The organism is Neorhizobium descurainiae, from assembly GCF_051400715.1.
Lineage (GTDB): Bacteria > Pseudomonadota > Alphaproteobacteria > Rhizobiales > Rhizobiaceae > Neorhizobium.
In genome coordinates, this window is record NZ_JBLFFK010000008.1 from 99,241 (window position 1) to 111,775 (window position 12,535).

At 63.4% G+C, this 12,535-nt stretch carries 11 protein-coding genes; 2 read left to right on the forward strand and 9 right to left on the reverse strand.

The window, feature by feature from the left end; genetic code table 11:
* Positions 1-261: 261 nt before the first annotated feature.
* From kduD to rimP, 5 genes are all read right to left on the reverse strand, one after another.
* The gene (kduD, locus tag ACMGE0_RS15845; protein WP_436816833.1) at positions 262-1,020 is read right to left on the reverse strand and encodes a 2-dehydro-3-deoxy-D-gluconate 5-dehydrogenase KduD; all 759 of its coding nucleotides are present in this window, start codon (positions 1,018-1,020) and stop codon (positions 262-264) included.
* Positions 1,021-1,088: 68 nt separating this feature from the next.
* Entirely contained in the window at positions 1,089-3,833 is a 2,745-nt protein-coding gene (gene infB / locus ACMGE0_RS15850; RefSeq protein ID WP_436816834.1) for a translation initiation factor IF-2, read from the reverse strand.
* A gap of 101 nt (positions 3,834-3,934) precedes the next feature.
* On the reverse strand, positions 3,935-4,621 hold the full coding sequence (locus tag ACMGE0_RS15855; RefSeq protein ID WP_436816835.1) for an RNA-binding protein: 687 nt from the start codon (positions 4,619-4,621) through the stop codon (positions 3,935-3,937).
* Positions 4,618-6,228: a transcription termination factor NusA gene (nusA, locus tag ACMGE0_RS15860; RefSeq protein ID WP_436816836.1), complete on the reverse strand. Its 1,611-nt coding sequence runs from the start codon at positions 6,226-6,228 to the stop codon at positions 4,618-4,620. Before nusA ends, ACMGE0_RS15855 begins: the two co-directional genes overlap by 4 nt.
* Before the next feature lie 66 nt (positions 6,229-6,294).
* Positions 6,295-6,882 carry a ribosome maturation factor RimP gene (rimP, locus tag ACMGE0_RS15865; RefSeq protein WP_436816837.1) on the reverse strand — a complete coding sequence of 196 codons (588 nt, stop codon included), beginning with the start codon at positions 6,880-6,882 and terminating at the stop codon, positions 6,295-6,297.
* Positions 6,883-7,108: 226 nt separating this feature from the next.
* On the opposite strand from rimP, the gene ACMGE0_RS15870 reads away from it, so the two are divergent.
* On the forward strand, positions 7,109-8,761 hold the full coding sequence (locus ACMGE0_RS15870) for an MFS transporter (RefSeq protein ID WP_436816838.1): 1,653 nt from the start codon (positions 7,109-7,111) through the stop codon (positions 8,759-8,761).
* Between the two features lie 19 nt (positions 8,762-8,780).
* Here the strand turns inward: ACMGE0_RS15870 and ACMGE0_RS15875 are convergent, their stop codons facing one another.
* Positions 8,781-9,989, reverse strand: coding sequence for a lytic murein transglycosylase (locus tag ACMGE0_RS15875; protein WP_436816839.1), 1,209 nt, complete (start codon positions 9,987-9,989; stop codon positions 8,781-8,783).
* A 119-nt stretch (positions 9,990-10,108) separates the two neighbouring features.
* A complete protein-coding gene (gene recR / locus ACMGE0_RS15880; RefSeq protein ID WP_085421897.1) occupies positions 10,109-10,714 on the reverse strand; it encodes a recombination mediator RecR in 606 nt (201 codons plus the stop codon).
* Positions 10,715-10,939: 225 nt separating this feature from the next.
* Between recR and ACMGE0_RS15885 the strand changes: the two genes are divergently transcribed.
* A complete protein-coding gene (locus ACMGE0_RS15885; RefSeq protein ID WP_436816840.1) occupies positions 10,940-11,557 on the forward strand; it encodes a hypothetical protein in 618 nt (205 codons plus the stop codon).
* Here the strand turns inward: ACMGE0_RS15885 and ACMGE0_RS15890 are convergent.
* Positions 11,554-12,165 carry a LysE family translocator gene (locus tag ACMGE0_RS15890; RefSeq protein WP_436816841.1) on the reverse strand — a complete coding sequence of 204 codons (612 nt, stop codon included), beginning with the start codon at positions 12,163-12,165 and terminating at the stop codon, positions 11,554-11,556. The two genes, ACMGE0_RS15885 and ACMGE0_RS15890, sit on opposite strands and share 4 nt — an antisense overlap.
* 31 nt (positions 12,166-12,196) lie before the next feature.
* Positions 12,197-12,520 carry a YbaB/EbfC family nucleoid-associated protein gene (locus tag ACMGE0_RS15895; RefSeq protein WP_436816842.1) on the reverse strand — a complete coding sequence of 108 codons (324 nt, stop codon included), beginning with the start codon at positions 12,518-12,520 and terminating at the stop codon, positions 12,197-12,199.
* Positions 12,521-12,535: the final 15 nt, after the last annotated feature.

The following is a 12,535-nucleotide window of genomic DNA, read 5'->3' on the forward strand; positions in this document are numbered from 1 at the left end:
CGGGCATGACAGGCTGTACTCCGAACTTATTCGACAACGCGAGCAAACGCTGAGCGCGGACCGGCATTTGCGGAAACGGACATCGGAACGCTGCCGGATACTGCCGGCCGGTTCGCGATGTTGTTGCTATCCCGATAATAAACATGAGTAGAAATGGCAACTAATAAATCTTGGGAATGCCGATCAAATTCGCCTTACACCGCGATTGCCATGCGTCGGGGCGCATGGGTTCCAGGCCTTCTGCCTTCGCAATGGGCGAAACTATCTGGCAAGCCAGCCGCCGTCGACCGGCAGCACAATGCCATGGATATAGTCCGAGGCTGGCGCTGCGAGAAAGACGGCTGCGCCGCCAAGCTCTTCCGGCTGACCCCAATGGCCGGCCGGGATGCGGCCGAGGATCGCCGCGTTGCGGTCGGGATCGTTGCGCAGCGCCTCGGTATTGTTGGTGGAAAAATAGCCCGGCGCGATGGCGTTGACGTTGATGCCCTTGCCCGCCCATTCGCAGGCAAGCAGCCGGGTGAGCCCGGCAAGACCGCTCTTCGAGGCGGTATAGGAGGGAATGCGGATGCCGCCCTGGAAGGAGAGGAGCGAGGCGATGTTGATGATCTTGCCGCCCTTGCCCGAGGTGATCAACTGGCGCGCAAAGGCCTGGGAGAGAAAGAAGACCGTCTTGAGGTTGACGTCCATCACCGCGTCCCAGTCGGCCTCGGTGAAGTCGATCGCATCGGCCCGGCGGATGATGCCGGCATTGTTGACGAGGATGTCGGCCCGTCCCGTCCAGCCGAGGGTTTCCTCGATGACGCGGTCGATCGGCTCCAGCGTCGAGAGGTCCGCTTGGATCGAAAGGCTGCGCCCGCCGGCAGCACTGATCGCCGCTTCCGTCTCGGCCATGGAGGAACGGCCGACCAGCGCCACGTCGGCGCCTGCTTGCGCCAGCGCCACGGCAATGGCCTGGCCGAGACCGGTATTGGCGCCGGTGACGATCGCCGTCTTGCCCGTCAGGTCGAATGAAACTGGCATGTCTTCCTCCCAAAATAAAACCGCCGGGAATCTCTTCCCGGCGGTTCCTAACATTATTGAGGCAGCGCTTAAAGCGTGCGCGTGACGTGCTCCACGCGGAAGCACTCGATGATGTCGCCGGCGCGGATGTCTTCATAGTTCTCGAAGGCCATGCCGCATTCCTGGCCGACCGGCACTTCGGAGACTTCGTCCTTGAAGCGCTTGAGCGTCTTGAGCTTGCCTTCGTGGATGACGACGTTGTCGCGGATGAGGCGCACGCCGGCACCGCGCTCGACTTTGCCTTCCGTGACGCGGCAGCCCGCGACCTTGCCGACCTTGGTGATGTTGAACACTTCCAGGATTTCGGCATTGCCGAGGAAGGTCTCGCGCCGCTCCGGCGAGAGCAGGCCCGACATCGCCGCCTTCACGTCATCCACCAGATCGTAGATGATGTTGTAGTAGCGGATCTCGGTGCCCGAACGCTCGGCGAAGGCGCGTGCCTGCGCATTGGCGCGGACGTTGAAGCCGATGATCGCCGCATTGGAAGCCTCGGCAAGCGAGATATCCGACTCGGTGATGCCGCCGGCACCCGAATGCACGATGCGGGCGCGGACCTCGTCTGTGCCGAGCTTGTCGAGCGCACCGATGATGGCTTCGATCGAGCCCTGCACGTCGCCCTTGATGACCAGCGGGAATTCCTTCATGCCGGAGCTCTGGAGCTGCGTCATCATCTGCTCGAGCGAACCACGCGAGCCGGATTGGCGGGCGGCCGCCTTGTCGCGGGCAAGCCGCTGGCGATATTCGGAAATCTCGCGCGCACGGCTTTCGCTCTCGACCACGGCGAACTTGTCGCCGGCAGCCGGCGTGCCGGAAAGGCCGAGCACCTCCACGGGCATCGCGGGACCGGCTTCCTTGACGTGTTCGCCCTTGTCGTTGACGAGCGCGCGCACGCGGCCCCACTGGTCGCCGGCGACGATGATCTGGCCGGGCTTCAGCGTGCCCTTCTGAACAAGGACGGTCGCGACCGAGCCGCGGCCGCGGTCGAGCTGGGCTTCGATCACCGTGCCTTCGGCCGTCCGGTTAGGATTGGCCTTGAGATCGAGGATTTCGGCCTGCAGCAGGATCGCCTCAAGGAGCTTGTCGAGATTCGTGCCGTTCTTGGCCGAAACTTCCACATCGAGCACTTCGCCGCCCATGGATTCCACGAAAACCTCGTGCTGGAGCAGTTCGGTGCGCACTTTCTGCGGATTGGCCGTCGGTTTGTCGATCTTGTTGATCGCCACGATGATCGGCACGCCCGCCGCCTTGGCATGGTTGATCGATTCGATCGTCTGCGGCATCACGCTGTCGTCGGCCGCGACCACGAGGATCGCGATATCGGTCGCCTGCGCGCCGCGGGCACGCATCGCGGTGAAGGCCGCGTGGCCGGGCGTATCGATGAAGGTGATCTTCTGGCCGTTCTGCTCGACCTGATAGGCACCGATATGCTGGGTGATGCCGCCGGCTTCGCCGGCCACCACGTTGGCGTGGCGGATGGCGTCGAGCAGCGAGGTCTTGCCGTGGTCGACGTGACCCATGATGGTGACGACCGGCGGGCGCGGCAGCATTTCGCCTTCGTCGTCGGCGATGTTGAAGATGCCTTCTTCGATGTCCGATTCCGAAACGCGCTTGACGGTATGGCCGAATTCACCGGCGATGAGTTCGGCGAGGTCGGCGTCGATGACGTCGCCCGGCTTCATCATCTGTCCTTCCTTCATCAGGAACTTGATGACGTCGACGGCGCGTTCGGACATGCGCTGGGACAGTTCCTGAATGGTGATGGTCTCCGGCAGGATGACTTCGCGCATGACCTTTTCGCGCGGCTCCTGCATCTGGCTGCGGCGGAATTTCTCCTGCCGGCGGCGGATGGCGGCGAGCGAACGGCCGCGGGAGCTGCCCTCGTCGTCGTCACCGCTCACCGTGGTGATGGTGAGTTTGCCGCGGCGGCGGTCCTCTTCGCCTTTCGGACGGGCCGGAACCTTGGCGGGCGCCGGGACAGCCACGCGGCCGCGGCCGGGTGCGCCGCTGCGGGCCGGACCGCGCTCTTCCTCCTCGTCCTCATTGACCTTGCGGCCACGGCCGGCAACCGGTGTAGCCAAGGGCGTCGTCGTCGAGGGGCGAGGTGGTTGCGGGCGTGCGTCCTGCGGACGAGCCGTGGCCGGAGTGGCTGCGCGTTCGGCCGGCTTTTCGGCAACCGCAGGTGCCGGAGCTTCGGTCGGCGCAGGTTCTTCCTTGGCGGGTTCTGCTTTCGCTTCTTCGGCCCGACGGGCAGCTTCCGCGGCTTCCTCGACCTTGCGGCGTTCTTCCTCGGCCTTGCGGCGCGCCTCTTCCTCGACCCGGCGCTTGGCTTCCTCGGCCTCACGTGCCTGGGCTTCGATCAATGCCCTGCGACGCGCTTCCATTTCTCCGGCGGAGAGGTCGTGCAGCACGGTCGGCCGCTGCGGCTGGCGCGGCGGCGGGGCTGACGGACCTGCAGAGGGACGCTGGCTCTGAGGGGGGAGCGGACGCTGGCCCTGCGATGCCGGCTGATGGATCCGCGGCTGCGGGTTGGCAACCTGCGGGCGCTGTTGCGCCGGCTGCGCGGCCTCCACCGGCCGTTGGGTCGGGGCTGCCGGCGTGAAAGCCGGCTTTTCGTCTTCCGGGCGGATCGGCCGGCGCTTGCGCGTCTCGACCACGACCGCCTTGGTGCGACCGCGACCCATATCCTGGCGCACAGTACCCTGGCTTACCCCGGACGGTTTCAGGGTGAGGGTCTTCTTAACGCCGAGTGTCTTGTCGTCTTTATTATCGGTCATTCCGTTCCTGTTCCTTCGGACGGGAACGGATGGCGACCATCAGATCCCGTCAATAGTATACAAATATCCGGTACGGCGGCCGGCGTCAGCCGGTGACCGTATCATTGTTCTGGCCGGCCAGCGCCGCCGTCTGCTCCGGATTGACCGACACCGCGGTACTTTTCGAGCATGGTTGCGCGCTTCACTACACCCTCACCCGCCTGCCCTGCAAGCGCGCAAGCATGGATAAAAGCATTCTGGCCCATCACTTCGTCCAATTCCTTGCCCGTGAAGAGCGAAAAGGACGGAATGTCTTCCTCGGCTTGGCTGCCGAGCTTCCAGGCCTTGCGGGCCTGGTCTATTTTTCTGACGCCGTCGGCAGCCGCATCGGCCGCATGGAAGACGGCAAGTGCCGCGCCGGAGCGTACGGCGGCATCCACTTTCATGGCGCCGGAGATGAACTGGCCGGCCTTGCGGGCCAGGTTCATCATGCCCACGAGATCGGCTGCCAGCAGCCGGTCGACGAGCGCGCCGAGATCGGCATCCGCCTTCGCCTCGGTCTTGAGCGCCCGGGCGAAGAGCTTCTTCTGAACGGCCCGGTCGACAAGCGCCCGTTCCGCCTTGATCCAGCAGCCACGGCCGGGAAGCTGCCGCCTGAGGTCGGGCACCACGCGCCCGTCCGGAGCGGCCACGAAGCGGATCAGCGTTTCCGGCGATCCGCTCTCGCGGGTTACGATGCAGGTGCGGTCGTTCACGATGTCATCCGCCCGGTCATCGTCGCTTTCCTGCTCTTTTCCGAGCGGGATCATTCCTGCTCTGCGGCGTCCGCCTCCTCGGCTTCCGGCTCGGCCGCATCCTTGATGAGGTCCTCTTCCGTGATCCAGCCTGCAAGCAGGCGGGCCTGAACGATCATGTTCTCGGCCTCGACACGGGAAACGTCGAACTTCGAGAAAAGGCCTTCGAACTTCTTCGTCTCGCCGTCCTTGCGTTCGGTCCAGCCGACGAGGTCGTCGGCGGCGCAGCCGGCGAAATCCTCGACCGTCTTGATGCCGTCCTCGCCGAGCGCGACCATCATCTGGGCGGTGATGCCGTTGATCTGGCGCAGTTCGTCGGACACGCCGAGCTCCTTGCGCTTGGCATCGTTCTCGGCCTCGATGCGTTCCAGGTATTCGCGGGCGCGGGTCTGGATTTCGTTCGCCGTGTCCTCGTCGAAACCTTCGATCGAGGAGATTTCGTCGAGTTCGACGTAAGCCAGTTCCTCGACCTGGGCGAAGCCCTCGGAGGCGAGCACCTGGCCGATCATTTCATCGACGTCGAGGGCTTCCATGAAGAGGGCGGTGCGCTCGTTGAACTCCTTTTGGCGGCGTTCGGATTCTTCCTGCTCCGTCATGATGTCGATGTCCCAGCCGGTGAGCTGGGAAGCGAGACGGACGTTCTGGCCGCGGCGGCCGATCGCGAGCGAGAGCTGTTCGTCTGGAACCACCACTTCGATGCGCTCGGCGTCCTCGTCGAGAACCACCTTGGCGACTTCGGCCGGTTGCAGCGCGTTGACGATGAACGACGCCGGGTCCTGGGACCAGGGAATGATGTCGATCTTTTCGCCCTGCAGTTCGCCGACCACGGCCTGGACGCGGGAGCCGCGCATGCCGACGCAGGCACCGACCGGATCGATCGAAGAGTCGTTCGAGATGACGGCGATCTTGGCGCGGGAGCCCGGATCGCGGGCGACGGACTTGATCTGGATGATGCCGTCGTAGATTTCCGGCACTTCCATCGTGAAGAGCTTCACCATGAACTGCGGATGCGTGCGCGACAGGAAGATCTGCGGGCCGCGCTGCTCGCGACGGACGTCGTAGACATAGGCGCGGACGCGGTCGCCGTAGCGCATGTTCTCGCGCGGGATCATCTCGTCGCGGCGGATGATGCCTTCGCCGCGGCCGAGGTCGACGATGACGTTGCCGTATTCGACGCGCTTGACGGTGCCGTTGACGATCTCGCCGACGCGGTCCTTGAATTCATCGAACTGGCGATCGCGCTCGGCTTCGCGCACCTTCTGCACGATCACCTGCTTGGCCGACTGGGCGGCGATGCGGCCGAAATCCATCGGCGGCAGCGGGTCGGCGATGAAGTCGCCGATCTTGGCGTCGGGATTGCGGTCGCGGGCAAGCGCCAGCGGGATCTGGGTGCCATAGTCCTCGGCGGCTTCCACCACTTCCAGCAGGCGCTGCAGGCGGATTTCGCCGGTCTTCGAATTGATGTCGGCGCGGATGTTGGTTTCCGAGCCGTAGCGGGAGCGGGCGGCCTTCTGGATGGCGTCGGCCATCGCGGCCAGCACGATCTCGCGGTCGATGACCTTTTCGCGCGCCACTGCATCCGCGATCTGCAGAAGTTCAAGCCGGTTCGCACTCACTGCCATTGTCGTTGGTCTCCGTAGGTGGAAAGGTTGGGCCTCTTCCTGGAAAGGCCTTTGTCTCTCGTTCGGTTATTCGTCGTCTTCGTCGTTCTGGTTCGCGGCCTCGGCCTTGGCGAGCTTGTCGGCCCGAAGCGCGTCGCGGATCAGATCGTCGGTCAGGATGAGCTTTGCCTCGGCCAGCGCCGAAAAGGGGATCGTCACCCGCGGTTCCTCGCCATAGGCGACCTGGTCCCGCTCGATCGTGAAACCTTCCGTATCCGCTTCCGTAATCCTGCCGCGGAACCGCTTGCGGTTGTCGATCATGATCGACGTTTCGCATTTGACCACGTGGCCCTTCCAGCGGAAGAAGTCCGACTTGCGGACCATCGGGCGGTCGATGCCCGGCGAGGACACTTCCAGATGATACGCTTTATCGATCGGATCTTCCACATCAAGAACGGGCGAAATGGCCATTGAAACGGCCTCGCAACCCTCGACATCCATGGTTCCGTCGTTGCGCTCGGCCATGACCTGCAAAGTCAGGCCGTTCTGGTTCAGCATGCGCACCCGCACCAGCCGGTAATCCATGGCGGTCAGCACCGGTTCGATGATTTCGGCGATCCTGAGGTCGAGCCCGGTCTCGATGATGAGACGCGGCTCGGTTTCGGTTTGCGGCATAAGCTCTCCGGCAATCATTGCCCGAAACCGGCTTCGCCGGATTTCGGATTTGGAGCGATCGCCTAACAAAAAAGAGCGGGTCCGGTCGGGCCCACTCTTCATCGGACGATCAAGAATATGGCCTGCATATACGCTCATGGGCCCTGGATTGCAAGACTTGCCTCTTTCTTTGATCCAGGCCGCTGGAATTTGGATGTGTCCAGTCTATAACCGTTTCTAGCGACGCATGAAAGAACGAGGACGAAAAGTGCCCGATCGGATATCGACCCTGGCTCCCTTCCGGCACCAAACCTTCAGGACGATATGGACCGCCAGCCTTGCGTCCAACTTCGGCAGCCTCATCCAGGCCGTCGGCGCCGCCTGGATGATGACCTCGATTTCCGCTTCCGAGGATATGGTCGCGCTGGTCCAGGCTTCGACCGCGGCACCCATCATGCTGTTCTCGCTGATCGCGGGCGCGCTCGCCGACAGTTTCAACCGGCGCAGCCTCATGCTGACGGCGCAGATATTCATGCTGGTCGTCTCGGCGACGCTGACCGCCTTTGCCTATCTCGATCTGCTGACGCCCTGGCTGCTTCTGGCATTCACCTTTCTGGTCGGTTGCGGCGTGGCGCTCAACAATCCTTCCTGGCAGGCATCGGTGGGGGACATGGTGCCCCGCGAGGTTCTGCCGGCGGCCGTGTCGATCAACAGCGTCGGCTTCAACATCACCCGCAGCCTCGGCCCGGCGATCGGCGGCGCGATCGTCGCTGCGGCAGGCGCTGCCGCTGCCTTCGCGGTCAATTCCCTCTGTTATTTCGCGCTCATCTATGCGCTCTTCCGCTGGAAACCGGAAAAACGCGACAGCACCCTGCCGCGCGAGACGCTCCTGCGCGCGCTTTCGGCCGGACTTGGCTATGTGGCCATGTCGCCGAACATCCTCAACGTGCTGCTCCGCGGCCTGGTCTTCGGCCTTTCGGCAAGCGCCATCCTGGCCCTTCTGCCGATCGTTGCGCGCGACCTCGTGTCCGGCGGTCCGCTTACCTACGGCATCATGCTCGGTGCCTTCGGGGTGGGGGCGATCGCCGGCGCGATCAGCAATTCCAGGCTCCGCGAGACTTTCTCCAGCGAATCCATCGTCCGCCTGTCGCTCGTCGGCTTTGCCGCGAGCGCTGCGGTCATAGGCATGAGTTCCAGCACCGTATTGACGGCGATCGTGCTGCTCGTGCCCGGAGCCTGTTGGGTTCTGGCGCTGTCGCTGTTCAACACGACGGTGCAGCTTTCGACGCCGCGCTGGGTCGTCGGTCGGGCGCTTTCCTTTTATCAGACGGCGACCTTCGGCGGCATTGCCGGAGGAAGCTGGCTATGGGGCGTTCTTTCGGATGGGTTCGGTGTCTCCGTCGCCCTGACGCTGTCCAGCCTGGCGATGCTGGTGGGAGCGCTGATCGGCTTTCGCCTGCCGCTGCCGCAATTCGGCGATCTCAATCTCGATCCGCTCAACCGGTTCAACGAACCGCTCCTGAAGCTCGACCTCCAGCCGCGCAGCGGACCGATCGTCAATATGGTCGATTACATCATCGCGGATGAGGATATCCCGGAATTCCTGATGCTGATGTCGAAGCGCCGCCGCATTCGCATTCGTGACGGTGCGCGGCAATGGGCGCTGATGCGCGATCTCGAACATCCGGAAATCTGGACCGAGACCTATCATACGGCGACCTGGGCGGATTACGTGCGCCACAACCAGCGCCGCACCCAGGCGGATGCGGAGGCTTGGGATGCGATCCGCGCGCTCCACAGAGGCGAGGAAGGGCCGCGCGTCCACCGTATGATCGAGCGGCAAGCGATACCGACCAGCGACCATGTCTTCCACAAGTCGCATGTGGACCTTCATCACTGATGGTCGTCGCCGCTCGCTCCTACCGGATCTTTCCCTTGAGCGACGGATCGGGGAAGCACGTCGGCGCAAGCCCGTTCTTCGCCTGCCAGTCGCCGAGCGAACGGCGCGTCTTGTAGCCCGGCAGACCATCGACATTTCCGACGTCGTAGCCCTTCGAGACCAGCGCCTTCTGCATGGCCAGGATATCGGAGCGCAGCATCTTTCCGACGTCCCCCCAGTTCGCCTGGAACGGCCCTGCACCATGGGCGATGCGGTCCGCGAGGTTGCCGATGAACAGCGCATAGAGATCGGAATTGTTGTATTGCTTGAGCACGTAGAAATTCGGCGTGACGAGGAATTCCGGCCCGTGCCGGCCGGCGGGAACCAGCATCATGCCGTCCGCCTTGAGGTCGGCGCTGGGGAAGGCTTTGCCGGAAATGCGGGTGATGCCCGCCGCCGCCCAGTCCGAGATGGGCTTGGCGAGGTCCGGTCCCTCCTGCGCGCAGGCGACGTAGGAAGGGATGCTGACCTCGAAACCCCAGTCGCGTCCGCGTTGCCAGCCTTCCTTCTGCAGGTAATGCGCGATTGAGGCGAGCGAATCCGGCACCGAATTCCAGATATCCGGATGCCCGTCCCGGTCGAAGTCGACGGCATATTTGAGATAGCTCGACGGCATGAACTGCGGCTGGCCGAGCGCGCCGGCCCACGATCCTTTCATGGCAGCCGCATCGACATCGCCCCGCTCGATCATCGTCAGCGCCGCGATGAGCTCCGTGCGGAACATCTCCTTGCGCGTCGACATGAAGGCTTTGGTGGCGAGCACCTGCACCGCGGAATAGGGCAGTTTCGCTCTTCCGAAGCCGGACTCGCGGCCCCAGATAGCCACGACGATCTCGCCCGGCACGCCATAGGCCGCTTCGATTTTCTTCAGCGTTGCGGCATGGGTGGCGGCGAGCCCCCGGCCGGTCGCGGCTAGCCCCTGCAGCCGCTTTTCCGAAAAATAGGCGCCGGGCGAGGAGAATTCCGCCTGGCTCTGGTCCTGCTGCTTCGGCGGCTTGGTACCCGGCGGCACGAGGTCGGGCAGGCTCCAGTTGAGCGTCACGCCCTGGAAGGCGGCCTTCAGCGTTCTGTCCGAAATCCCCGCCTTCTTGGCTGCCGGACCGAGGTCATTGGCAATCCACCGCTGGAACTGTCTTTCCACGTCCGGCTTGTTCTGGGCGAGTGCGGGGAGGGATAGGAGCGTTGTCATTGTCGCGAAAATCAATGCAGCGACGCGTCTGAAAACACTCCCCTTTGACTTGCTCAACGTTATCCTCCTCAAAACTCCAACCACGGGACGAAAGGGGAAGGACTTCATCCGAATCTCCCCTATATCGCCGTCCGCGCCCTCAAGGCGGCCGTCAGCGTCCCCTCGTCGAGATAGTCGAGCTCCCCGCCGACGGGCACGCCATGCGCCAGCCGGGTGATCTTCACGTCGATGCCGGAAAGCTGATCGGTGATGTAATGCGCCGTCGTCTGGCCTTCGACGGTGGCGTTGACCGCGATGATGATCTCGCGGATTCCGCCTTCGTTCACTCGGTCGATCAGCCCGCGGATGTTCAGGTCGTCCGGACCGATGCCGTCGAGCGGGGAGAGCGTGCCGCCGAGCACGTGATAGGCGGCGTTCATCGCGCCCGCCCGTTCCAGCGCCCAGAGGTCGGAAACGTCCTCGACGACGATCACAACCGACTGGTCGCGGCGGATATCGGTGCAGACGGTGCAGGGATCGACGGTATCGACATTGCCGCAGCGCGAGCAGACCTTCACCTTGTCATAGGCTTCGCCCATGGCATGCGACAGCGGACCGAGAAGCTGCTCCTTCTTCTTGATGAGGTGCAGTGCCGCCCGGCGCGCGGAGCGGGGGCCCAGGCCCGGAACCTTCGCCAGAAGCTGGATGAGTTTTTCGATTTCGGGGCCGGTGACTCGCTTTGCCATGTTTTCCCTTTAGCCCATCCGTTAGGCAAACGGAAACGTTGAGCGGCTATCCAGTGCAAAACTTCTCGCGGCACGCGACGCGTGCAGAGCCAAAGTCGACCCCAAAAAGAGGGGCCGAGGTGAGCTTGACATAGAGACAACCTCACGAAACCGTGATGGTTGGTGATGTGGCCGCGTGCTTGGCAGGCCCTATACCGATTGATTGACGGCTATGCGGAACTTTGTATGAGGTTTTTGAGACGCATCTCCCTCGGTCTTTTTTCCGGCGCGCTGATCGTGCAGATCACTGCGGTAGGCGCCGTGTTCGCCCAGGAGGCTGAAACCGGTCCCGACCATTCTGTCTTTGTCTTCGGCGGTGCCATGGTGAACGGTAACATGGCGGAATCGGCCAATCCGTTCGGCGTCGGTTACGAGGATCATCCGGTCTTCGGTCTCGGTTACCAGTTTTTCCCCTATAGCATAGGTTCGGTGAAGCTCGGTCTTGAAGCGGGGCTTGCCGGAAGGTTCGGTGGCAACACCAATGCCGAGATATGGGCCGGCGTGGTCGGCCGTTACGATGCCATCGAAATAGCCAATACGCTTCGGATCATTCCGTCCTTCAGCTTCGGCTTGAGCCATGTGACCGAGACGATGGAGGGGCGAGAACGCAACAACGAGAAGGAGCGTAACGGCGATGCCGGCACGCTCTTCTATCTCGGCCCCGAACTGAGCTTCAGCGCCGTCTCCCGGCCGGAATTCGAGGTGTTCTGGCGCCTGCACCACCGTTCGGGTGCCTGGGGAACCCTGGGCGACATGCATGGTGGGTCCAACGCCAACGTCATCGGCGTCAGGTATAACTTCTAGCGTGCCGCGATCGCTGCCGCCGCGCCCGCCATAGTGCCGGCCGAAAAGCGGTTGGCAATCCGCACCGCCCGCGGGCTTTTGAGGAACTGCCGCGCCTTGGCGGCGAGCAGAACCCAGGCGAGATCGACCACGACCAGCACGACGAACATGGCGGCGACCAGTTCCAGCCAGCCGGTCAGTGTCACCCCGCCGAGATCGATGATCGAGGGCAGGAGCGCCACGTAGAACATCATGATCTTCGGATTGCCGAGCGTCACGGTGAGCCCCGCGAAGAACATCTTCAACGCCGAGCGGCTTTCCGGCAGATCTTCGCCGGGACCGGCAGGCTCGGCGAACCACATCTTCCAGGCGAGGTAGAGCAGATAGGCGACGCCGATCCATTTGATCGCCATGAAGACGAGGTGAAAGCTTTCGGCGATCGCCGCAAGACCCGCGACCGCAAACGACAGCCACACGGCTTCACCCACCCACATTGCCGCCAGAAACGGCAGCACGTCGCGATAGCCCTTGGATAGCACGCGGGCGACAAGCGCGGCGATGCTGGGACCGGGCGAACCGGCCGCGACGAACAGTGCAGCCGCAAAGACGAGTATCGATGTGAGCGTCATCGGAACCTCCCCATTCCGTCGGATAGCGTAATCAAAACGGCAGCTTCATACCGGGCGGGATCGGCAGGCCGGCGGTCAGTTCCTTGGTCTTTTCGGCGGCGATCGCTTCGGCGCGTTCCTTGGCCGCCTTGTGGGCCGCGACGATCAGGTCTTCGAGAATTTCGACATCGTCTTCCTTGAAGAGCGAAGGGTCGATCTTGAGGCCGAGCATCTCGCCCTTGCCGTTGAGCCGCACGGTCACGAGGCCGCCGCCGGAGGTGCCCTCGACGTCGAGGGCGGCGATATCCGCCTGCATCTTCTCCATCTTGGCCTGCATTTCCTTGACCTTGCCCATCATGCCCATGATGTCGCGCATCTTTTCTGTCCTCTT